At 66.1% G+C, this 23356-nt stretch carries 18 protein-coding genes and 1 other RNA gene; 2 read left to right on the top strand and 17 right to left on the bottom strand.

Going from position 1 to position 23356, the window contains the following annotated elements; translation table 11 throughout:
- Nucleotide 1 precedes the first annotated feature (1 nt).
- From RLQ26_03330 to RLQ26_03250, 17 genes are all read right to left on the bottom strand, one after another.
- Nucleotides 2-922, bottom strand: a complete 921-nt coding sequence (locus RLQ26_03330) for a D-alanine--D-alanine ligase (protein MEQ9087753.1) — start codon at nt 920-922, stop codon at nt 2-4.
- Nucleotides 919-1884: a UDP-N-acetylmuramate dehydrogenase gene (murB, locus tag RLQ26_03325; GenBank protein ID MEQ9087752.1), complete on the bottom strand. Its 966-nt coding sequence runs from the start codon at nt 1882-1884 to the stop codon at nt 919-921. The genes RLQ26_03330 and murB overlap by 4 nt, the downstream gene beginning before the upstream one ends.
- The gene (murC, locus tag RLQ26_03320) at nt 1884-3350 is read right to left on the bottom strand and encodes a UDP-N-acetylmuramate--L-alanine ligase (GenBank protein MEQ9087751.1); all 1467 of its coding nucleotides are present in this window, start codon (nt 3348-3350) and stop codon (nt 1884-1886) included. Before murC ends, murB begins: the two co-directional genes overlap by 1 nt.
- A complete protein-coding gene (gene murG, locus RLQ26_03315; GenBank protein ID MEQ9087750.1) occupies nt 3347-4537 on the bottom strand; it encodes an undecaprenyldiphospho-muramoylpentapeptide beta-N-acetylglucosaminyltransferase in 1191 nt (396 codons plus the stop codon). Before murG ends, murC begins: the two co-directional genes overlap by 4 nt.
- Nucleotides 4534-5658, bottom strand: a complete 1125-nt coding sequence (locus tag RLQ26_03310) for a putative peptidoglycan glycosyltransferase FtsW (GenBank protein ID MEQ9087749.1) — start codon at nt 5656-5658, stop codon at nt 4534-4536. Before RLQ26_03310 ends, murG begins: the two co-directional genes overlap by 4 nt.
- Nucleotides 5655-7040 carry a UDP-N-acetylmuramoyl-L-alanine--D-glutamate ligase gene (gene murD / locus RLQ26_03305; GenBank protein ID MEQ9087748.1) on the bottom strand — a complete coding sequence of 462 codons (1386 nt, stop codon included), beginning with the start codon at nt 7038-7040 and terminating at the stop codon, nt 5655-5657. The genes RLQ26_03310 and murD overlap by 4 nt, the downstream gene beginning before the upstream one ends.
- Before the next feature lie 16 nt (nt 7041-7056).
- Nucleotides 7057-8145, bottom strand: a complete 1089-nt coding sequence (gene mraY, locus RLQ26_03300) for a phospho-N-acetylmuramoyl-pentapeptide-transferase (GenBank protein ID MEQ9087747.1) — start codon at nt 8143-8145, stop codon at nt 7057-7059.
- A gap of 3 nt (nt 8146-8148) precedes the next feature.
- A complete protein-coding gene (murF, locus tag RLQ26_03295) occupies nt 8149-9627 on the bottom strand; it encodes a UDP-N-acetylmuramoyl-tripeptide--D-alanyl-D-alanine ligase (protein MEQ9087746.1) in 1479 nt (492 codons plus the stop codon).
- Nucleotides 9624-11120: a UDP-N-acetylmuramoyl-L-alanyl-D-glutamate--2,6-diaminopimelate ligase gene (locus tag RLQ26_03290; GenBank protein MEQ9087745.1), complete on the bottom strand. Its 1497-nt coding sequence runs from the start codon at nt 11118-11120 to the stop codon at nt 9624-9626. Before RLQ26_03290 ends, murF begins: the two co-directional genes overlap by 4 nt.
- Nucleotide 11121: 1 nt before the next feature.
- Entirely contained in the window at nt 11122-12846 is a 1725-nt protein-coding gene (locus RLQ26_03285) for a penicillin-binding protein 2 (protein ID MEQ9087744.1), read from the bottom strand.
- Nucleotides 12843-13256: a hypothetical protein gene (locus RLQ26_03280; GenBank protein ID MEQ9087743.1), complete on the bottom strand. Its 414-nt coding sequence runs from the start codon at nt 13254-13256 to the stop codon at nt 12843-12845. Before RLQ26_03280 ends, RLQ26_03285 begins: the two co-directional genes overlap by 4 nt.
- The gene (gene rsmH / locus RLQ26_03275; GenBank protein ID MEQ9087742.1) at nt 13256-14284 is read right to left on the bottom strand and encodes a 16S rRNA (cytosine(1402)-N(4))-methyltransferase RsmH; all 1029 of its coding nucleotides are present in this window, start codon (nt 14282-14284) and stop codon (nt 13256-13258) included. The genes RLQ26_03280 and rsmH overlap by 1 nt, the downstream gene beginning before the upstream one ends.
- The gene (gene mraZ, locus RLQ26_03270; protein ID MEQ9087741.1) at nt 14281-14778 is read right to left on the bottom strand and encodes a division/cell wall cluster transcriptional repressor MraZ; all 498 of its coding nucleotides are present in this window, start codon (nt 14776-14778) and stop codon (nt 14281-14283) included. The genes rsmH and mraZ overlap by 4 nt, the downstream gene beginning before the upstream one ends.
- Before the next feature lie 348 nt (nt 14779-15126).
- An RNA gene (gene rnpB / locus RLQ26_03265) (RNase P RNA component class A) lies at nt 15127-15512 on the bottom strand.
- Nucleotides 15513-15554: 42 nt separating this feature from the next.
- Nucleotides 15555-16280, bottom strand: coding sequence for an N-acetylmuramoyl-L-alanine amidase (locus tag RLQ26_03260; GenBank protein MEQ9087740.1), 726 nt, complete (start codon nt 16278-16280; stop codon nt 15555-15557).
- A 2-nt stretch (nt 16281-16282) separates the two neighbouring features.
- Complete coding sequence (locus RLQ26_03255) at nt 16283-18136, bottom strand: ABC-F family ATP-binding cassette domain-containing protein (GenBank protein MEQ9087739.1); 1854 nt, start codon at nt 18134-18136, stop codon at nt 16283-16285.
- 47 nt (nt 18137-18183) lie between these two features.
- A complete protein-coding gene (locus tag RLQ26_03250; protein MEQ9087738.1) occupies nt 18184-18909 on the bottom strand; it encodes a TerB family tellurite resistance protein in 726 nt (241 codons plus the stop codon).
- Between the two features lie 157 nt (nt 18910-19066).
- On the opposite strand from RLQ26_03250, the gene RLQ26_03245 reads away from it, so the two are divergent.
- Together RLQ26_03245 and RLQ26_03240 are read left to right on the top strand one after the other, a co-directional pair.
- The gene (locus RLQ26_03245; GenBank protein MEQ9087737.1) at nt 19067-19513 is read left to right on the top strand and encodes an SRPBCC family protein; all 447 of its coding nucleotides are present in this window, start codon (nt 19067-19069) and stop codon (nt 19511-19513) included.
- A gap of 67 nt (nt 19514-19580) precedes the next feature.
- A complete protein-coding gene (locus tag RLQ26_03240; GenBank protein ID MEQ9087736.1) occupies nt 19581-23297 on the top strand; it encodes a hydantoinase B/oxoprolinase family protein in 3717 nt (1238 codons plus the stop codon).
- Nucleotides 23298-23356: the final 59 nt, after the last annotated feature.

Genomic DNA, 23356 nt, shown 5'->3' with positions numbered 1-23356 from the left:
TTCAGCCGCGGCATAGGGCGTCCTCCACCATCCAGTTCACCAGATCGGGGAAAGCGATCCCGGCATGGGCCGCGATTTCGGGGACCAGCGAGGTCGGGGTCAGGCCGGGCTGGGTGTTGACTTCGAGAAGGGCGAGGCGCGGCGCCAGCGAGGACATGTCGTCGAAGCGCAGATCGGCGCGCGTGACGCCGCGGCAGCCAAGACAGGCATGGGCGTCGCGGGCGATGGCCATGGCGGCGGCATAGATGTCGGCCGGCAACTCGGCGGGCAAAATGTGGTCGGACCGTCCGGGCGTATATTTCGCCTCGTAATCGTAAAAGCTTGTCGCTGCCCGGATTTCCAGCACGCCCAGAGCCTCGCCGCCCTTGACCGCAACTGTGATCTCGCGCCCCGGGATAAATTCCTCGACAAGCACCCGGTCGGCCCAGGGCCAGTCAAATCCGGTATCTCCGAGGGCCGGATCATTTTCGTCCACGATGCGGACCCCGACGCTTGACCCTTCCCCGACGGGCTTGATCACGAAGGGCCGGGCCATCGGCTCGCCCGCCAGAAGCTCGCGTTTCGTCATGACCCGGCCGCGCGGACAGGCAAGCCCAGCCTGAGCGAACAGTTTTTTTGCAGTGGGCTTGTGCATGGCGAGCGCGGACGCCAGAACGCGGGAATGGGTGTAGGGCAGGCCCAGCACCTCGAGCAGTCCTTGCACGGTCCCGTCCTCGCCGCCGGTGCCGTGCAGCGCGTTGAACACCACCTCGGGCGCGGGCGAGACCGCCGTGATCCGTGCCGGAAGGTCATGCCCGGCATCGATTTCGATCACGTCGTGGCCGAGTTCCGTGAGCGCCCGGGTCACGTTGGCGCCGGTCGCGAGAGAGACCTCTCGCTCGGCCGACCAGCCGCCTTTGAGGACGAGAACGCGCCGGCTCATGTCAGGCCGCCTTTCAGGCCACGTTGGCCACTCGGCCCCGGCAGACCGACCCGGCGGATTTCCCAATCCAGTTCGATCCCGCTCGTCTCGCGCACGCGCCGGCGTACTTCTTCACCCAGTTCTTCAAGATCGGCTGCGGTCGCGGTGCCCGTATTGATCAGGAAATTGCAGTGCAGATCCGAAACCATGGCGCCGCCGCGTGACAGTCCGCGGCAGCCGGCCGCATCGATGAGTTCCCACGCCTTGGGCGCGTTTGCGCCCGGCGGGTTCTTGAACGTGCTGCCGCCGGTGCGTGTCCGCAGCGGCTGGCTTGCCTCGCGAGCGGCGCGAATTTCCGCGATCCGGGCACGAATCTTCGCGGGATCGCCGCGACGGGCATGGAACGTGCCGCCGATCACGACCGAATCCGGCGGAAGCGCGCTGTGGCGGTAGCCGAAATCGAGGGCGCGGGCGGGAATCCGCTCGCGCCGCCCCATGCCCGAAATCGTGTCGGCATCGATCAGCACCTCGCTGACCTCGTGCCCGTAGGCGCCCGCATTCATGCGGATGGCGCCGCCGACCGTCCCCGGAATCCCGGCCAGGAACTCAAGACCCGCGAGACCGCCCGCCGCGGCCGCATTGGCGACCTTGAGTCCGGCCGCGCCGGCGCCCGCATGGATCGTGCCGTCCTCGACCGTGATCTCGGCGAAGGGCTTGCCCATATGGATCACCACCCCGGGCACGCCGCCATCGCGGACAAGGAGATTCGATCCCAGCCCGAGCATGGTGACGGGAATGTCCTTGGGACGGGCGGCGAGGAAAGCCGCCAGATCATCCGCGTCGGCCGGCTGGAACAGGGTTTCGGCCGCGCCGCCAACCCGAAACCAGGTCATGCCTCCCAGCGGGGCGTCCTCGATATAGGTGCCCCGCACCGGCGGCAGCCGGTCGATCAGGCGGTCGGTGATCTTGCGTACGCCGACCATCATGCCCGGGCTCCGCCTTCGCCATTAGCCGTCGCTGCGTGCGAGGGCGTGGGCAGTTGCGCCTCCAGTTCGCCGGGCAGCGACTGCGCCCAGTTGGTGATCGAGCCCGCGCCGAGACAGACGACGAGATCACCCGGTTCCGCCATATCGGCGATCATGCGGGCGAGGTCGGACGGGGTTTCAAGCGCGATGGCCTGGCGGTGCCCGTGCGCGGTCAGTCCGCGGACCAGTGCGTCGCGGTCGATTCCCTCGATCGGTGCCTCGCCGGCGGCGTACACATCGGCCACGATCACCACGTCCGCGTCATTCAGGCAGGCGCAAAAATCCTCGAAAAGCGCCTGGAGGCGCGAATACCGATGGGGCTGGATGACGGCAATGACGCGACCCTCGGTCGCCGCCTGCGCGGCGCCGACAACGGCCGCGATCTCGACCGGATGATGACCGTAATCATCGATCACGGTAATGCCCCCGGCGGTACCTGTGATGGTGAAGCGGCGCTTCACGCCGCCGAAGGTGCGAAAGCCCTTGCGGATGATCCGCTCGTCGAGCCCCATCGTGAGGATGATCGCCGCCGCCGCGAGCGCGTTCTGCACGTTGTGCCGGCCCAGCATCGGCAGGGTGATTCCGGTGATGAGATGTTCGGTTCCCTTCTGGCGGTTGGCGAACGCGATATCGAAGCGCACGCCCTCGACCGAAGAGGCCATGTTTACGGCCCGGATGTCGGCCTGCGGCCCCAGCCCGTAGGTGATGATGCGCCGGTCCTGGACCCGCGCGATCAGGGATTGCACCTCCGGGTGATCGACGCACAGAACGGCGAAACCATAAAACGGGATGTTCTCGACGAAATCCGTAAAGGCTTCGCGGACCTTGTCGAAGGAGCCGTAAAAATCGAGATGCTCGGGGTCGATATTGGTGACGGCGGCAACGGTCGCCGGCAGCTTGGTGAAGGTGCCGTCGGACTCGTCGGCCTCCACGACCATCCAGTCGCCTTCGCCCAGGCGCGCGTTGGTGCCATAGGCGTTGATTATTCCGCCGTTGATTACCGTGGGATCCAGCCCGGCGGCATCAAGCAGCGCCGCGATCAGGGACGTCGTGGTGGTCTTGCCATGAGTCCCGCCCACCGCGATGGACCATTTCAGACGCATCAATTCGGCCAGCATCTCCGCCCGGCGGACCACGGGCAGAAGCCGGGCCCGCGCCGTTTCAAGCTCGACGTTGCCGGGTTTGACGGCGCTCGAGGTGACGACGACCGAGGCACCATCCAGATTTTCGGCCTTGTGGCCGATGGAGACGTGCACGCCGAGGTCGCGCAGGCGACGGACATTGGCGTTCTCCGTCATGTCGCTGCCCTGAACCTTGTAACCCAGATTCACCAGGATCTCGGCGATACCGCTCATGCCGATTCCGCCGATGCCGATGAAGTGAAGCGTGCCCAATGGCAAGGGCAGCATGCGGTGCGTGGTCATCGGATGGCCTCCTGGCGGATGTAGGTGCTGCGGGTGGTTCCTTCGCTGTCTTCGCCGGCATCGAGGGACGGTGTGACGGCAAGGACAAGATCGGCGAGATGTCGGGCGGCGGCGGGCCTGGCGATTCGTCCTGCGGCGCTCGCCGTCTTGCGCAGCCCGGTCGCGCCACCCCGCAACAGATCGGCGAGGTGGTCGGCCAGACGTTCCGCATCGAACGCGTCTTCGGGGATCACCACCGCCGCGCCGGCGGCGGCCATGGCTTCGGCATTGGCACGCTGGTGGTTGTCGGCCGCATGGGGGTAGGGGACAAGAACGGCGGGCCGGTGGGCGGCCGCCAGTTCGGCGACGGTGGAAGCGCCAGCACGCGCGATCACCAGATGGGCGGCGACCAGCCGAGCGGGCATGTCGTCGAAGAAAGTCCGGGTCTCGGCCTCGATCCCGGCGGCGGCATAGATCGTGCGCACGCGCTCAAGGTCCTCCTCGCGGCATTGCTGGACCACCTTGATTCGGGTCCGGAGCGAGGAGTCGAGGCGCGCAAGCGCTTCGGGCACCACGCGGGAAAAGATGGCAGCACCCTGACTGCCGCCAAAGACCAGCAGACCGACCGGACCGCTTGGCGCCGGATGATGAAATGTCCGGGCGCCGATATCAGCGATCTCGGCCCGGACCGGATTACCGGTCAGCACCACTTTCTGATCCGCGCGGGGCTTGAGAAATTTCACCGCGGCGAAGCTGGTGGCGATGATCCGGGCCGCCGGGGCCATGAGGCGGTTGGCGCGGCCGAGCACGGCGTTCTGTTCGTGCAGGATGATCGGAAGACGCAAGAGTCGGGCGGCCATCAGCGTCGGCAGGGACGGATACCCGCCGAAACCGACCACCGCCGCCGCGTCGACTGCCTTGAGGGCCCGACGCGCGAGGCAGACGCCCCTGCCGAGCTGGACCAGGGTGTGGCCCAGGCGGAGCGGATTTCGCGCCAAGCGGGCGGCCGGGACAGTGCGTACGCCGATCTCGCCTGTCTCGGCCCCGGGTGCGGCACCAAAGGCCGCGCCCCGCTTGTCGGTGAACAGATAGACGGATATGCCGCGACGGACGAGTTCTCGTGCCAGCGCGTCGGCCGGGAAGACATGGCCGCCAGTGCCGCCGGAGGCAAGCACGATCGCGGGATGGCGCGGCGTATCGGCCTTCATGCGCTGCCTCCCTGATGGGGGCGGCGTCGGGTAAGCCCCAGCACCATGCCCATGGCGAAGGCCAGCCCGATCAGCGATGAGCCGCCGTAGCTGATAAAGGGCAGCGTCATGCCCTTCGTCGGCAGGAGATGCAGGGACGAGCCCATGTTCACCAGCGCCTGCACGCCGAACATGACGACAAGTCCCGTGCCGGCCAGCATGACGAAGAAATTTTGGTCCTGCAGCAGCCGCCCGAGACCGCGGATTACGACAAAGGCGAACAGCGCCACCAGCAGGAGGCAGGCGATCAGCCCGAACTCCTCTCCCGCGACCGAAAAAATGAAATCGGCATGGGCGTCGGGCAGCATGGTCTTTATCACCCCTTCGCCCGGGCCACGGCCGAAGATGCCGCCATTGGCGAACGCTTCGAGGGATCGGTTGATCTGGTAGCTGTCGCCGGCGGCGGGATCGAGAAAGCGGTCAATCCGGCTGGCGACGTGGGGCAGCAGGAAATAGGCACCGACCAGTCCGCCGATCCCGAGGATGCCCAGCAGGATGACGAAGATCATCGGGAGGCCGGCGGCAAACAACTGGGTGAACCAGACGGTACTCACCACCACCGTCATGCCGAGATCCGGCTGCAGGACAAGCAGGCCGATCATCAGCATGAGAAGAGCCGCGCCGATGCGGTAGCCCGGGAATTCGGGCCGCAAACGGTGCTCCGCGAACATCCAGGCGGTGACGACGGCAAAGGCGGGCTTGGCGATCTCCGAGGGCTGCAGCGAAAAGCTCATCACCGGCAGCCAGCGTCGCGCGCCCTTGATCTCGGGGCCGACCAGCAGCGTGAGGACGAGAAGGCCGACCGAGGCGACGAACACCACGACAGCGGTCCGCCGGATGTTCTGCGGGCTGAGCAGGGACACGCCGACCATGATCATGACGGCGACAGGCAGGATCATCCACTGGCGCTTGACGAAGTGGAAGGAATCGAGGCCGACCCGCTCCGCCACGGGGGGGCTCGCGGCCAGGGTCAGCAGCGCGCCGACGAAAATCAGTGCTGCCAGGGCCCCCAGCAGCCAGTGGTCCACCGTCCACCACCAGCGGCCCAGCGTGCTCGTATCGGTGCGGGCAAAACTGTTCACGCGGCCGCCTCCCCGAGGACGAGGGCGCGAAAACAATCACCCCTTTCCTCGAAATTCCGGAACTGGTCGAAGGAGGCGGCGGCCGGCGACAGGAGGATTACCTTCTCGCCCGCCTGCGGGTCTCCGCTTGCGTCCCTTTCAGCGTCTCCCAGGGCGGTGGCCAGATCGCGGGAGAGGGTGACGGGAACCCGGCCCTTCAGCCGGCCGGCGAAATCCGGGCCCGCTTCGCCGATGGCGTAGGCGTGGCGGACGGCCGCGAGATGGTCGATCGCCTCGCCCAGCCCGTCTGCCTTGGCGCGCCCGCCCAGAATCCAGAAAACGCTGTCGTAGGACTGAAGTGCCCGGGCGGCGGCCGCGCCGTTCGTGGCCTTGCTGTCATTCACGAACAGCAGATCCCCCTTGCGGGCGACGAGTTCCTGACGATGGGCAAGCCCGGGAAAGCTTTCCAGCCCGGCAGCCACTTCCTTCACGGAAATGCCGACGGTTCTGGCCACGGCCGCGGCGGCAGCGGCGTTCTGCCGGTTATGCGTGCCGCGCAGGGTCAGGCTGGCGGAAAGGTCGGCGATCGCCCGCTCGCGGCCCTGCGTGGTCTCGATCAGTCGTCCGCTCGCATCGGCAAAAATGCGGCGGGGCCCGGCATCGCATCCGGAAACGGCGATGACGGTGCGCTCGTGGTCTTCGCGCAGCGTATCGAGTATCGCGCGGCAATGCGCGTCATCGGCCCCAACGATGGCGACATCACCGAACTTGCGGCCCTCAAAGATCCGCCGCTTGGCTGCGATATAGCCCGCGAGCCCGCCATGGCGGTCAAGATGATCGGGCGAGATATTGAGCAGCACCGCGACGTCAAAGCCCGGGTCGTCGAGAAGGTCGAGCTGGTAGGAGGACAGCTCCAGTACGTAGATTCCACCGGCACCGAGAGGGTCGAGATCGAGCGCCGGCCGGCCGAGATTTCCGCCCACCTGGACGGGTCGGCCTGCCTGCCGCAGCAGATGGCCCGCAAGCGCGGTGGTGGTCGATTTGCCGTTCGTGCCGGTAATGGCGATGAAAAACGCATCGCCCTGGGCTGCGCGCAAAAGCGCGACGTCGCCGGTGATCGGCACGCCGTCCCGCCGTGCGCGGGCGACGGCCGGATGGGGCGCGGGGTGGTTCAGCGGGATTCCCGGGCTCAGCACCAGCAAGATTGCGTCGCCGAACCCGGCCGCGGCGAGATCCTGCACGCTTGCCCCCAGACCTGCCGCGGTGGCGCGCCGTTCGGGTGCGTCGTCCCAGGCCAGGACCGTCGCGCCGCCGGCGCGAAGTGCTTTCAACGTCGCGAGGCCCGAGGCGCCGAGACCCATCACGGCAACCGTCTTTTCCTTGTATGCATCGAGCGTAATCACGGCGTGCCGAGGACCTCTATCGCAGCTTCAACGTGGACAGGCCGATCAGGGCAAGCACCAGGGCGATGATCCAGAAGCGGATCACCACCGTGGGTTCGGCCCAGCCTTTTTTCTCAAAATGGTGGTGCAACGGCGCCATGCGGAACACGCGCCGTCCGGTCAGCTTGTAGGAGGCGACCTGAACGATCACCGATACGGTTTCCAGGACGAACAGCCCGCCGATGATGGCAAGCACGAGTTCGTGCTTGGTCACGACGCTGATCGCGCCCAGGGCGCCGCCGACGGACAACGAACCCGTATCCCCCATAAAGACCATGGCGGGTGGCGCGTTGAACCAGAGGAAACCGAGGCTCGCGCCGACCAGCGCGCCGCAGAGAACGGCCAACTCGCCCGTGCCGGGCACGTAGTTGATCTGCAGGTAATTGGCGAAGACCGCGTTCCCGACAAGATAGGCGATCAGGGCAAAGCAGCCGGCCACGATCATCACCGGTCCGATGGCCAGGCCGTCGAGCCCGTCCGTCAGGTTGACCGCATTGGAAGCACCCACGATCACGAAGACCGAGAACGCAAGATAGAGCCAGCCGAATTCCACCAGCACCTGCTTGAGAAACGGAATTGACAGGCTGGTGCCCGTGCCTTCGGGCAGGCTGACGGCGATCAGGTAGGCCGCGACCAGGGCGATGGCGATTTCCAGGGCCATGCGCAGCTTGCCGGGCACGCCATGATGGCTGCGCCGGCGGATCTTGAGAAAATCGTCGGCGAAACCGACAGCGCCGAAGCCGACGGCGACAAAGAGCACGATCCAGACGAAGCCGTTGCTGAGGTCGGCCCAGAGCAGCGTGCTGATCGAGAGTGCGATCAGGATGAGAAACCCGCCCATGGTGGGTGTTCCGGCCTTGGAAACGATATGCGTCTCCGGTCCGTCGTCACGGATGGGCTGGCCGTATTTCTGCTGACGGCGCAACCAGTCGATGAGCGGTCGGCCGAACAGGAAGCAGATAAAAAGGGCGGTCAGGACACCGCCGCCGGTGCGAAAGGTGAGATAACGAAAAAGATTAAAAATGGCGTGCTCGTCGGCCAGGGGGACGAGAAGGTTGTAGAGCATGCTTCAGGCCTCCTTTGCCGGCCTGTCGCGGACGGGCCGGTCAACACGGCTGGCGGAGAGCAGGGCGTCGCGCAGCCGGTGTAGCGCCACCCCGGCAGACCCCTTGATGAGAACGATGTCGCCGGCCTGAAGCTCGGCGAGAAGCGGTTCCGCCAAATCGGCCGCCTGTTCCACGGCCCGGGCTCTCTTGTCGGCCGGCAGATCCGCCATCAGGGAAGCGGCGAGCGGGCCGACGGTGAACACGCGCGCCACCTGAGCGGCCGAGATGTCCCGGGCCAGCGCCCGGTGCAGGCGTTCGGCCTCGGGCCCCAGTTCGAGCATGTCGCCGAGGACGAAAATCCGCCGCCCGTTGCCTTCGGGCGCGAGGTCACCGAAAACCTGGAGCGCGGCGCGTGTCGCCGCCGGGCTGGCATTGTAGGTCTCGTCGATCAGGGTCACGGGTCCGCAATCGAGACGAAGACGCTGGCGCGCACCCCTTCCCTGCAGCGGCGAGAGCGTGGCGAAATGTGCGGCCGCCGTCTCGATATCGCCCCCCGCGGCATGAATGGCGGCCAGCGCAGCCAGGCTGTTCAGCGCCGAATGGCGGCCCGGCAGGCCTATCGCATAGCGAAGCGGGCTGCCCATGACCACGGCCTCCACCTCGCTCCCGATCTCGCTCCCGATATTGGCGCCCGCCTCGCCGGCGAACTCTTGTGAGCGATAGGCGTGCAGGCGTGCATCCGCGTCGGGATGCGCCCCGAAAGAGAGAATGCGGGCAATGCCGGCACGATCGGCCTTTTCCGAAAGATAGTGAAAAAACGGGTTCTCCCGGTTGAGGACCGCCGTGCCACCCGTCATGCCTTCGAAGATTTCCGCCTTGGCATCGGCGACGCCGGCGATGGACTGGAAGAATTCGAGGTGCACGGGCTCGATCGTGGTGATGACGGCGATGTTTGGTGCCACCATTCGGGTCAGCTCGCTGATCTCGCCCCCGTGGTTCATGCCCAGTTCAAACACCGCATATTCGGAATCCCTAGGCAGCCGCGACAGGCTGAGCGGCACGCCATAGGCATTATTGAGATTGCCGGCGCTCGCGTAGGTGCGCCCCTGGGGCGCGAGCCCGCAGCGGACGGCTTCCTTGGTACCGGTCTTGCCGACACTGCCGGTGATCGCGATGCGTTTTGCCGGGCAGCGGGCGCGGGCCGCCTTGCCGAGATCGCGGAGTGCTCGTGTGGTATCATCGACCCGCAGCAAGGGTGTGGTCCCCCGTCCGGCCTCGAAGTCCCGGCTCACGACCGCGGCCGCGGCGCCGTTTCCGGACGCGGCTGCGACAAAGTCATGGCCGTCGAAATTGGGGCCCTTCAGCGCCACGAACAGATCGCCCGCCTCAAGGCGACGTGTGTCAATGGAGACGCCGCTCGCGCGCCACGGCCGATCGGTTGCGCCACCCGTGGCCCGGGCAGCCTCTTCCGATGTCCAGAGTGCGGTCATGGCCGCGGTCATGGGCGCGCCTCCCCCTCGCGGTCGTCGACCCTGGCGGCCCGCGCGATCTCGCGGACGATCTCGCGGTCGTCGAATGGATGGATGGCCTGGCCGATTATCTGGCCCTGCTCGTGCCCCTTGCCGGCGACAATCAGAAGGTCATCCGGCGCGAGAGACTCCATGGCGGTTGCGATGGCCTCGCGCCGGCCGGCGATTTCCCGCGCGCCGGGGCAGGCCTGGAGGATCGCCTGTCGGATGGCGGCCGGATCTTCGCTCCGCGGATTGTCATCGGTGACGAAAACCCGGTCGGCCGCGCGCGCGGCTGCCTCGCCCATGAGGGGACGCTTGCCAGGGTCACGGTCACCGCCGGCGCCGAAAACGACGACGAGGCGGTTTCCGCAATGTGCTCTCGCGGCTTCGAGCACATTGCGGAGCGCATCGGGTGTGTGCGCGTAATCAACCAGAATGTCGGCACCCCGGTGGCGTGCCACGCGTTCCATCCGGCCCGGCGCGGTGACCAGCGCGGGGGCCTCCGCGACGATCTCCCGGAACGGTCGGCCGAGCCCCATGACGAGTCCCGCCGCGGCCAGCACATTCTCGGCCTGGAACACGCCCAGAAGGGAAAGCCGCATCTCGAAATCGGTTCCCTCATGGGCAACCGTCAACGACAGCCCGTCCGCGTCCGCCGTTACCCCGCGCAGCATCAAATCCCGCCCGGCCCGGCCGTAGCTCACGACCCGGTGGCGGCGGGCGGCGGCAATTTCGCACAGTGGCGCGTAACAGGGGCTGTCGGCGTTGAGCACGGCGACGCCACCCGGCGCCATGACCTCGTCGAAAAGCCGGGCCTTGGCGGCGAAATAGGCGGCCATGTCGGGGTGATAATCGAGATGGTCGCGCGACAGGTTGGTGAAGGCGGCGGCGGCGATTTTCACGCCGTCGAGCCGGGCCTGGTCGAGTCCGTGGCTGGATGCTTCGAGCGCGAGGTAGTCGATGCCTTCGCTGGCGAGCCGGGCGAGCAGGCGATGCAACAGGACCGGATCGGGACTCGTCAGCCCGCCCGCGGCCTGAACGGCGGCCGGCCGGCCCGGAACGGAAAGTCCGAGCGTGCCGAGGCTGGCCGCGGGCAGGCCCAGGCGATGCCAGAGCTGGGCAACAAAAAAGGCGACGGATGATTTGCCGTTGGTTCCGGTAACGGCGGCGATGGTATGGGGTTGCTCCTTGTAGAAGGCGGCGGCGGCCAGGGCGAATGACCGCCGGGGCCGGCTCGTGCGAATTACGGGCACCGGCGAATTGGTGATATCGCTCTGCGTTCCGGCCAGAATTGCCGCCGCTCCGTTGCGGATGGCATCGGGCACGAAACGCGCGCCGTCGGCCTTCGCCCCTGGCAGGGCGGCAAAGAGAAATCCCGGCAGGACGTCGCGGGAATCCGCCGTCAGCCCCGCGATCTGGATCGCGCGAGCGGCATCAGCGGACTCCTGTATGTCTTGGAAAGCCAGCACCTCGTCCAACCGCACCTCAGTGTCCCCGTGTTCCCACATGGGTAAGGAGTTCTTCGAATTTGGGATCTTGAAAACGCAGCGTCGGGCGCACGCCAAGCAGGGGTGCCGCCTTTTCGACGACGCTGCCGACCACCGGCGCTGCGGTCCAGCCGCCGGTCGCGTAGCCGAAAGATTCCTTTGTACCTTTCGGGTCGTCGATCAGAACGACCAGCACGTAGCGCGGGTCATTGATTGGAAAGGCTGCCGAGAACGAGGACAGCAACCCCTCACCGTACCGCCCGTCCGACGTCTTTTCCGCCGTGCCCGTCTTGCCGCCCACAAGGTAGCCTGGCGCCACGGCATGGCTGCCGGTGCCGTGCTCGACGGCGAGGCGCAGGAGGTGGCGCATTTTTTCGGACGTGCGCGGGGAGATGATACGCGGGCCGGTCTCGACCCGGTCATCCGTGTCATGGGCAAGCAGCGTTGCGCGGGGCAGAGTGCCGCCGTTGACGATCGCCGAGGTGGCCGTCGCCATCTGGAGCGGCGTCACGGCAAGGCCGTGGCCGAAGGAAATCGTCATGGTGTTGATGTCGCGCCAGCGCGCCGGCACGAGGGGCGAGCCGATCTCGGGCAGTTCGAGGTGCGGCGTCGAAAGAAGGCCGATCCGGTCGAGAAAGTCGCGCTGGGCCTGGGTGCCGACATCCATGGCCATCTTGGCGGTGCCGATATTGGATGAGTACATGAAGATTTCGGGCACGCTGAGCGGCCCCTTCTTCGGCTTGAAATCGCGGATGGTGAACCGGGCGATACGGATCGGGTCGGACGTTTCGTATTGGTCCGAAAGGGTGACCGTTCCCTTTTCCAGCGCTAGCGCCGTGGAAAACGTTTTGAAGGTGGACCCCATCTCGTAGACGCCGAGCGTGATGCGGTTGAACGTCGTGGCCGCGTTCACCGTACCTGGCTGGTTCGGATCGAAGTCCGGCAGCGAGACGAGGGCGATGATTTCGCCGCTGGTCACGTCCATCATGATGCCGGCGGCGCCGCTCGCGCTGAATTCTTCGGCCTTCTTCGAAAGCTCATCGCGCAGAATGCTCTGCACCCGGATATCCACGGACAGCCGTACCGGCGACTGGCTGGTGCGCAGAAGATCATCCAGGCCTTTTTCCACGCCCGAGAGACCCTCGTTGTCCACGTTTGTCATGCCCAGCACGTGCGCGGCCGCGGGGCCATGCGGATAGACACGACGCTCCTCGCGCAGGAACTGCAGGCCCGGCAGACCGAGACGGTTCACCTCGTATTGCTGGCCCGGTGTCAGGTTGCGCTGAAGCCAGACGAAGCTTCGCCCACCGGACAGCTTGGCGCGGAGCTCCGGCTCGGAAAGGCCGGGAAGGACCCGCACCAGCCGGCGCGCGGCGTCCGCGGGATCCAGCACGCGACGCGGTTCAGCGTAGAGTGAGGCGGTCGCAAGATTGGTCGCGAGCAGCACGCCGTTGCGGTCGACGATATCGGCGCGCGCCATGTGCAGGCTCGCTGTCTCGGGCATTTTGGCAAGTCGCGGCTCGGCCGCGCGGTTGAGCGCCATGACCTCGAAGAGGCGCAGGCCGACCACGAAAAACGCCAGCACGAACAGCGCGCTCATGATGACGATGCGCGTGCGCCCGGTTTCAAGCGCCTGCTTGACGTGCCCGTCCATTTGGACCCGGCCGTGTTTTCCGGGCGTGGTGCCGGCCTGGCCTGAGGCGCTGCGTCTGGCTCTGGTCATGGATGGCCTCCCGTGAGGGCGGCTGGTTCGACGACGACGGAGCTCTGCGAGGTGCCGCGGTCGTGCGAAGCGACGGGGCCGGGCCGGCTCGTGGCTTCGGGCCGGGCCGGCGCCCGGGGCGTCGCGGGTAAATCCGGGTAGCGCTGGCGAAATGCGTCGAGGGTGATGAACTGATCGGATCGCGCGGGGGCGAGGTCGAGATATTTGCCCGAAAGTTTGCGCAACCGGTCCGGCTGATTGAGGAAGCTCCATTCGGCCTCGAGCACGTGGATAGCTTCCTCGCTGGAAAGGATGTCGCGGTTGAGTTGTGTCACTTCGCGTTCAAGATCCATTACCTGGTACTTCACGGCGAAGACGAAGATCCCGAGAAGCAGGGCGAAAGCGAGGGAGAACAGGGTGGACCGGCGCATCACGCGCCTCCGCCCGGGCTGGCCGCGGCCAGTCGTTCGGCCGCCCGCAGCCGGGCCGAGCGGGCGCGGGGATTGCGGGCGATCTCGGCTGCGCCGGGTTTCACCGCCCGGCGGGTCAACTGGCGAAATCCAGGGCGCTCGGCCAGCGTCTCGGGGACCGGCGGCAGATGGCGCGACGGGCTGGGCCGATCGCCGCTGCGACGGCGGAGAAAGGATTTGACCCGGCGGTCCTCGAGCGAGTGAAAGGAGACGGCCGCCAACCGGCCCCCCGGCCGGAGGAGTTCCTCTGCCGCCGCCAGCCCCTGGTCCAATTCCTCCATTTCGTGGTTCACGGCGATCCTGAGCGCCTGAAAACTGCGAGTCGCGGGATCGATCTTGCTGGCCTTGGACGATTTCTGCCTGCGTCCGCCCGGGACAGCGTCCCGAATGATCTCCGCGAGTTCGCCCGTGCGGGTGATGGGGCCCTGCATCCGGCGCTCGATGATCGCGCGGGCGATGCGCCGCGCGAAGCGCTCCTCTCCGTACTCGCGAAAAATCCGGGCCAATTCCTTTTCTTCCGCCTGGTTGACGAGATCGGCCGCACTCGCGTCTCCGCCGTCTCCCTGGCTCATACGCATGTCGAGCGGCCCGTCCTTGGCGAAAGAAAAGCCGCGCGCCGGGTCGTCCAGCTGGAAAGAGGACACGCCCAGATCGAGGGCGATCCCGTCGACGAAATCGGTGCCATTGGCGCGTACGAGCGAGTCCATCCGCCCGAACGTTCCCTTCAGCATCACGAAACGTCCCGGCTGCTCGTCGGCCAGCGCCTGCCCGCGCGCCACAGCTTCCGGGTCGCGGTCGATGCCGAATACCTTGCCGGCCCCGCCCGCCAGAAGCGCGCGGCTGTAGCCGCCGCCGCCGAACGTGCCATCGACATAGATTCCCCGCTCATGTGGCGCGAGGAAGGCAAGCACTTCGGCGATCATAACGGGGAGATGGCCGCTGTTTGTCGCGGCGTGGCTGGTGGCGAAAGGGGTGTCGTCCGCCATCATGGCGCGCTGCCTCCGCCCCCGGCCGGCGGACTGAGGTGGAGCGTCGCGCCGTCGGCGATGACCCGGGCGCGCGCCGTTTCCTGATGCGCGGCAAAGGCTTCGGGTTCCCAAATCTGAAAAGTGGGGCCACGGCCGACAAAGGCGGCGCGTTCCGCGATGCCGGCATGGGCCAGCAGATCTTCGGGCAGCATGATCCGCCCCTCGCCATCGAAAGCAAGTTGGCGGGCATCGGCGAAAATCGTCGCCGTCAAATCGTCCTGGCGGTCGGAAAACAGGTCGAGACCGTCGACGCTCCGCGAGATCTGTTCCATGCGGTCGAAACCGAAGGCCTCCACGGCGGGCAGCTTGTAGGACCGAAACGCGACCAGGCCGTGAAAGCTCTGCCCGGCCAGGGCAGCACGAAAGGGGGCAGGGACCGAAACCCGGCCCTTGCGGTCGATCTTGTTTACGAAGGTGGAAAGAAACAGCGCCACGTTCGTCCCCACGGGCGTCATCGCCCTTGGCCCCCTCTCGGCCGATACCCAGTGCGCCGTTATGCGGATGGCGGGATCGGCCCGGGCATCCCCTCCTGGCGCGTCCCCATCCTTGCCGGGATTGGGACGTTATGGGATATCATGGGTAATTTTGGGCGTCAATGGAAATAGACCGTAACCGCTTGGGTTTTCAGCCATTTTCCGGTCGGGTTCGGCGCGAAGGGGCACAACCCCCAAATGAAAGGGGGAGGCTTGATTTGGACCCCCAAATATTGCGGTCACCAATATTTTGTTCTACTTATGTTCTATTTGGGGCCGGACCGGCCGGGCGCCCGGCCAGATTTTTACAAGACCCTGTTATGAAAGAAAAAAGCCAGATGGCCTGTAAGCCGGGTTCTGTCCCCGCCGAGGCGGGGGATGGCCATTCATCTGGGACGCCCGTCACCGGGCGCCTCGCGCGACCGACCCGGGCGACGGCGCGGAAACCCGCTTGCCTGGCAGAACCAGGCCTGCCGCCCCTATTTGGTCTTGCTCCCGGTGGGGTTTACCCTGCCGCCGCCGTTACCGGCCGCGCGGTGCGCTCTTACCGCACCTTTTCACCCTTACCCGGCTCGAGGGCCGGGCGGTATGGTCTCTGTGGCACTTTCCCTGGGGTCGCCCCCGCCGGGCATTACCCGGCACCGTGTTTCCGTGGAGCCCGGACTTTCCTCCCCCGCGGGCAAAAGCGTCGCGGGAGCGGCCATCCGGCCATCTGGCACTACCTAGGTAGGGTGGCCGTGACGGCCCGTCAAGGACGGCTAGGGCGCGCCAAAGCGCTGTGCCAGATCGGCCAGCCGGCGACACATCTCGGGATCGGGCGGCAGGCCGGTCGCTTCTGGCTGAAAATGCCGCTGAAAGGCGAGGATCACGGCCCGCGTTTCGTCATCAAGTCGGCCGGTATCGGGGCAGGCATAGCCAAAGCGGCGCAGCAGAGTCTGAATTGCGCCGACATCGTCGGGTGCCGGTACCGTGTCGGCGGGCGTGTCGGCGCCCGGCCAGACACCAAGGCCGATTTCCGAGAGCCCCTGCCAGTCGAATAATTCGCCCGGGTCCTGTTTGCGCAGCGGTGCCACGTCGCTGTGACCCAGAATACGCTCGGCCGGGATCGGGTGACGTTCCAGAATATCGAATATGAGCGCTTCGAGGCTTGCCATCTGGGCCGCCGGAAACGGGATGTAGCCCCATTCGTGGCCGGGATTGACCAGTTCGATCCCGATCGATCGGTCGTTGATATCGGCCGCCCCCTGCCAGGACGCCATCCCGGCATGCCAGGCGCGGCGTTCCTCATCCACCAGCCGATAGCGCAGCCCGTTGCGTCCGACCATGTAATGGGCGCTGACTTTGGCCGCGGGGTCGCACATGTTGCGGAGTGCCGCCTGGTAGCTCTGCATGCCGGTGTAATGAATGATCAGCGTATCGACCGTCTGCCCGGACGGACGGTCCTCGCAATTGGGCGACGGGTGACTGATGATCTCGGTCCGCATGGCTAGCCCGGCTTTCCCGCCTCGATCGTCTCGCGCAAGGTTTCAAGATCGAGCCAACGCTGTTCCGCTGCCGCCAGCTCCGCCTGACGGGCTTCCAGTTCGGCCGCCAGGCGTTCAAAATCATGCGGATCATTCTGATAAAGCGCGGGATCGGCAAGTTTCTTTTCCAGCCCGGCCTTTTGCGCTTCGAGCTGCGCGATCCGGTCGGGCAGAAGATCCAGATCGCGCTGGTCCTTGTAGCTGAGACGTGTGGGCCGCGCCGACTTCGTCTTGCCGGCCTCATTCGTTCGGCCCTCTCGGGCGGACTTGTTGGCCCGACCGCCTCCCGACCCGAAAACGTCGCCGATCCGCCGGGCGTATTCGCTGTAGCCGCCGACGAACTCATCGGCCTGGCCGGATCCGTCGAGGACGATGACGCTGGTGACCAGCCGGTCCAGGAAGTCCCGGTCATGGCTGACGATGAGCAGCGTGCCATCGTAGTCGTCAAGCGTTTCCTGCAGCAGGTCGAGCGTATCCATGTCGAGATCGTTGGTCGGCTCGTCGAGCACGAGAAGGTTGCTCGGCTTGGTCAGGATCCGCGCCAGCATCAGGCGATTGCGCTCGCCGCCCGAAAGACTGCCCACGGGCTGGCGCGCCTGATCGGGTGAGAACAGGAAATCCTTGAGGTAGGCGACGACGTGGCGCACCCGGCCATTGACGAAAACCGTGTCTCCGCCGTCTTCGCATAATGTGGTCCAAAGGGTCGCGGCCGGATCGAGTTGCGCGCGGTTCTGATCGAAATAAGCGGTCTTGAGGGCCGCGCCGAAGCGGATTTTCCCCCCGGTCGGCGGCAGTTCGCCGATCAGCATACGCAAGAGCGTTGTCTTGCCGGCCCCGTTGGGTCCGACCAGACCGACACGGTCGCCCTTGAGGATGCGGGTCGAGAAGGGCCGGATGGTCGGCCGGTCCTGATCCGGATAAGTGAACGATGCCCGATGCGCCTCCAGCACCAGCTTGCTCGGGTCGTCGTCGGCGGTAATCTGAAGCTTGGCGCGGCGCGCCGGATCGGTCCGGGCGGCCCGCCTGTCGCGCATTTCCGCCAGCCGTGCCAGCCGCCCCATATTCCGCCGGCGGCGCGCTGTCACGCCCCGATGCAGCCAATGAATTTCCTGCGCGATCCTGGTGTCGAGCCGTGCGAGTTCTTTTTCTTCCGCTTCGAGCACTTCTTCGGACCATTCATCGAATGCCGAAAAATTGCGGGCCGTCTGGCGCAGCTTGCCGCGTTCGAGCCAGAGGATGCTGGTGCCGAGCGCGCGGAGGAAGGCGCGATCGTGACTGACCATCAAAAGTGCGCCCCGAAAACGTTTGAGCCTGTCCTCAAGCCATCGGATCATCCGCAAATCAAGATGATTGGTCGGCTCGTCGAGGAGCAGCACATCGGGCTCGCCGGCGAACGCCCGGGCAAGGGCCAGACGGCGCGCCTGCCCGCCCGACAACTCACCCGCCTTCAGCGCCGGCGCCAGCTCGATCTCGTCCAGCGCGGCCTCGGCCATGTGTGTACGGTCCGACTCGTTTTCGGTCGGCAGTCGTGGCGGCAGGCCCGAGAGGACGATATCGCGGCAGGCGGTGTCGGGATCGAATTGCGGCTCCTGGCGCAGGTAGACGATACGCGCCCCTGGCTCGACATAGCGTTCCCCGGCGTCGAGCTCGATTTCGCCGATCAGTGTTTTCATCAAGGTGGACTTGCCGGAGCCATTGCGCCCGATCAGGCAGGCCCTGTCTCCGCGATTGAGGAAAATGGAGACGTCCCTGAAAACCGGCTTCTGTCCGAAGGAAACCGTGCCGTCGCGTAACGCCAGGATGGGAGGATCAGCCATTTTGTGAGGATCGTGCCTATGCGAGGATGGTGTGCGGGGATCGTGCCTTAAAGGCGGCGTTCTTTTTCGATCTGGTCATACGCGGCATTGATCGTGGCCATCCGCTCGTTTGCCAGCTCGATGAAGTCATCGGGCATGCCCTCGGCGATCAGCTTGTCGGGATGGTTCTCGCGAATGAGCCGACGATAGGTCTTCTTGATGTCATCATCGCTGGCCGAACGGTCAAGCCCCAGCACACCATAAGGGTCGCTTTTTTGCGCCGCGTCGCTGGCCGCGCTGACGCGCTCGAACTCCCGCTCCCCAAGTCCGAAGATGCGGGCCACCTCGCGCAGATAGGCGATTTCGCTCGGACTGACATCCCCGTCGGCGCGCGCGATGTGGAACAGGGCGTCAAGCAGTTCCTCGAGGACGGCGGGCGAGCGGCGGAAAAATCCCGCGACCTGCGCCGCATAGGGCTCGAATCCGGTCGCATCCTTCTTGGCCGCGTCGAAAATGCGGGCGACATTCCGGCTTTCCTCAGGCGGAATATGAAAGAGGCGCTTGAAGGCGTCCACCTCGTCACGGGTGACGTGCCCATCGGCCTTGGCCAGTTTGGCGGCCAGCACGATGAGCGCCACGGTAAAGGCCGCCTGCGCCGTATCGGCCCCGGCCGCGCCCTTGCCGGGCAGGTTGCGGTCGATTGCGTGGCCGGCTGCGACCCCCAGGATGGCGCCCAGCGGGCCGCCCAGGGCGAAGCCCGCCGCGCCGCCGATAATTTTGCCCCAGATGCTCATTCGGAACCCGTTCCGTGCCGGAAATCAGGCTCCTTCTATAAGTGAGGCGCCCGCCGGCGTCCACCAGGCCCGGGCCGGGTCCCGAAGAAGCGCTTTTCGAGATCGGGCCTGACTCCGTACAATCCGGGCGCACGAAACGAGACGAGAGTGGGGACAGATGATCCGTGTTCACGAAAGTGCGGTCATTCCTCATCCGGTGTCACGGGTCTGGGCGCTGGTGGGGGACTTCAATTCGATGCCGGATTGGCAGCCGGACATTGTGGCGAGCGAGCTTCAAAACGGATTGCCCGGCACGGCCGTGGGTTGCGTGCGCCTGACGACCCAGAAGGATGGCTCGCAGATTCTCGGCATTCAGGTCGATCGCTCCGAGGAGGAGCACCGATATACCTACGCCATCATCCGCTCGCCCGTTCCGCTTCGCGACTATGTCGGCTGGCTCGAACTGCGCCCGGTCACGGCCGATGATACCACGCTGATCGAATGGTCCTGCCGCTTTGGCGCGGCGGAAGATGCGCCGGCCGGATTCGAGCCGGATGGGGCCGCATTCCTGGCCGATGTCTTCCGGCGCAGCTTCGCGAACATCGCGCGCTGCCTCGTGGCCTGATGGGACGCCCGGTCCTTGCTTTGCGGTCTCCGCCCGCGTCCGCCCGGCGCGAGAAAGCGGGCGCGGCTTGACCGGCGATAGCTTGCCGCACCGCGACGGCGCCGAGGGCTGGCGATTCTGGGTCGACCGGGGGGGCACGTTTACCGATCTCGTCGCCCTCGCCCCCGATGGGCGGCGGCTCACGCACAAGCTCCTCTCGGAAAATCCGGCACACTATGAGGAAGCGGTGACGGCCGGGATCCGGCAGATCATGGGGCTCGGGTCGGAAGCCTCCCTTCCCGGGCACCTGATCCGACATCTCAAGATGGGAACGACGGTCGCCACCAACGCGCTGCTTGAGCGTAAGGGCGACCGCGTACTTGTGCTGACGACGAAGGGGTTTGGGGATGCCTGGCTGATCGGCAATCAGGCGCGGCCCGATCTCTTTGCCCGCGAGATTCGCCGCCCGCCCGTCATTTACGAGCGAATTGTGGAGATCCCTGAACGCGTGAGCGCGACGGGCGAAATTCTCTCGCCCCTGGACGAAGACGGGCTGCGCCAGATCCTCGAGGCGGCCTTCAGGGACGGGCTCAAATCTGTGGCGATCGCCTTTCTTCATGGCTATCGCTTTTCGGGCCACGAGGCGCGGGCCGCGGAAATCGCCCGCGATATCGGCTTCCCGCAAGTTTCGGCCTCCCACGAGATCAGCCCGCTGATCAAGCTCATTCCGCGCGGCGAGACAACCATCGTTGATGCCTATCTGAACCCGGTGCTGCGGCGCTATGTCGAGGGCGTGGCTGCCGCCCTTGGCGATGTCCGGCTCATGTTCATGCAGTCCTCGGGCGGCCTGGCGGATGCACGGTTCTTCCGGGGAAAGGACAGCATCCTGTCGGGGCCTGCCGGCGGCATTGTCGGCGCGGTCAAGACGAGCGAGGCGGCCGGCTTCGAGCGCCTTATCACCTTCGATATGGGCGGGACATCGACGGATGTCGCCCATTACGCCGGCCAGTACGAGCGCAGCCTCGATAACGAAGTGGCGGGCACGCGCCTTCAGGTGCCGATGATGCGGATCCATACCGTGGCGGCGGGCGGCGGGTCCATCTGCCGTTTCGACGGCGCGCGGTTGCGCGTCGGGCCCGAATCCGCCGGGGCCGAACCGGGGCCGGCTTCCTACCGCCGGGGCGGGCCGCTGACAGTGACCGACTGCAACGTCATGCTTGGCAAGATTCAGCCCGATTTCTTTCCGGCGCTGTTTGGCCCCGGCCGCGATCAGCGGCTTGATAGCGCCATCGTAAGGGAGAAATTCGCGGCGCTTGCGGCCGAGGTCGGCGCGGTGACGGGCCAGGCAACGGACGGCGAGACGGTGGCGGCCGGTTTTCTTCAGATTGCAGTGGAAAACATGGCCAATGCGATCAAGAAGATTTCGGTCGAGCGCGGTTATGACGTCACGAAATATGCGCTTGTCTGTTTTGGCGGCGCCGGCGGGCAGCACGCCTGTCTGGTGGCAGATGCGCTGGGCATCGAAACGGTGCTGATCCATCCCTATGCCGGCGTTCTTTCCGCCTATGGCATGGGGCTCGCCGACATTCGGGCCATTCGCGAGGAATCGGTAGAGCGCCCGCTCACCCCCGCGCACGAAGCGTTGTTTCGTGCCCGCGTGGAGGCACTGTCCCGCGCCGCCCGCGAGGAGGTCAGCCGGCAGGATATGGACGAGTCGGTGGTCACGGTGACGGCGACCGCCCTGGTCAAATACGCCGGCAGCGACACCGCGCTCGAAGTTCCGTTTGGCGAGGCAGAAGCCATGGCAGAAGCATTCGCGAAATTGCATCGCCGGCGCTTCGGTTTCGTCATGGCGGAAAAGCCCCTCATCCTCGACGCGCTGTTGGTGGAGGCGGTCGGCCGGACGGCGGCGATCGATGGCGGTATTGAAGCGCTGACGGAACCGGCCGGACCGGCTGCCGGGCCGGCGCCCGACCCGGTTGCGCGCCGGCCGGTTTATTGGCAGACAGGGACGGAGACGGCGGGAGTTTACGACCGCGCGGCGCTGGAGCCGGGGGCGCGATTGGCCGGCCCCGCGCTCGTCACCGAGACGACGGCCACAACGGTGATCGAACCCGGCTGGCAGGGCGAAATCCGCTCCGGCGGCATGATGGTGCTGACGCGCCGCGTCGCACGACCGAGCCGCCATGCCGTCGGCACGGCGGCCGATCCTGTCATGCTCGAGGTCTTCAACAACCTCTTCATGTCGATTGCCGAACAGATGGGCGCGGTTCTCGCCAATACGGCTCACTCCGTCAATATCAAGGAGCGCTACGATTTTTCCTGCGCCATTTTTGATGCCGAAGCCCGGCTGATCGCGAACGCCCCGCACATTCCGGTTCATCTCGGCTCCATGGGGGATTCCGTTGCCGCCATTGCTCAGGCGCGGTCGGGGGAAATGAAGCGCGGCGACGTCTACGTCATGAACTCACCCTATGCCGGCGGCACGCATTTGCCCGATGTCACCGTGGTTACGCCGGTCTTTGCCGAAACGGGGGACGACATCCTGTTCTACGTGGCGGCGCGGGGCCATCACGCCGATATCGGCGGACTGACGCCGGGCTCGATGCCACCCCACAGCCGGCGCATCGAGGACGAAGGCATCCTGATCGAGAATTTCCTACTGGTCGAAAACGGAGAATTGCGCGAAGCGGAACTGCGCGGGATTCTCGCCGCGCCGCCTTATCCTGTCCGGAATCCGGATCAGAACATCGCCGACCTCAAGGCCCAGATTGCGGCTAATGAAAAGGGGGCTGAAGAACTGAACCGGATGGTGGCGGCCTTCGGTCTCGACGTCGTGCGCGCCTATATGGGTCATGTGCGCGAAAACGCGGCCGAATCCGTACGCCGGGTACTGGACCGGCTGGAGGACGGCGCATACGAAACCGAGATGGATGACGGCGCGAAGATTTGCGTCCACGTCACGGTGGACCGGCGCGCGCGTCGCGCGCGGGTGGATTTTTCCGGCACCAGCGCCGTGCGGGACAACAATCTGAACGCGCCAAGCGCCATTTGTCGTGCGGTCGTGCTCTATGTCTTCCGTACCCTGGTCGAAGACGCGATCCCGCTGAATGCGGGATGCCTCGAACCGCTCGAGATCGTCATTCCCGGGGACTGTTTTCTCAACCCGTCCGCCCCCGCCGCCGTGGTGGCGGGAAATGTCGAGACATCGGAATGTCTGGCGGACGCGCTGTTCGCCGCACTGGGTGCCCTGGCGGCGAGCCAGGGGACGATGAACAATTTCACCTTCGGCAATGCCCGCTACCAGTATTACGAGACCATCGCCGGCGGCGCGGGGGCCGGCCCCGGCATTACGGGGGCGAGCGCGGTCCAGACACATATGACCAACTCGCGCCTGACCGATCCCGAGGTGCTGGAATGGCGCTTCCCGGTACGAATAGGGACCTTCGCAATCCGTCGGGGGAGCGGCGGAGACGGCCGTTACCGGGGCGGCGACGGGGCTGTGCGCGAAATCTGCTTCCTCGAGGAACTGCAGGCGGCCATCCTGTCCAACCGCCGGCGGGTCGCGCCCTTTGGCCTGGCCGGCGGCCGGGCGGGCCAGACCGGCCGCAACAGCGTCCGGCGCGCCGATGGCCGGGTCGAGGAGCTTGCGGGGACCGCGGAAATCCAGGTCGGACCGGGCGATTGCCTGATCATCGAGACACCGGGCGGCGGCGGTTACGGGGCGCCCGATGACCGTGGCGGCCGCCGTGGTTCCGGCGAGGATGAGTGCGATCATGGAGCTCCTGTCACGGGCAGGCCATAATTCAATCTATGATAGGCTCGTCAGCCAGGACGACGCAGCATCGAGACCGCCGGCGCTGA

The sequence above is a fragment of the Alphaproteobacteria bacterium genome, assembly GCA_040220875.1.
GTDB lineage: Bacteria > Pseudomonadota > Alphaproteobacteria > JAVJVX01 > JAVJVX01 > JAVJVX01.
The sequence above is the reverse complement of the archived record's forward strand: the minus strand, read 5'-3'. Positions and strand labels throughout refer to the sequence as shown.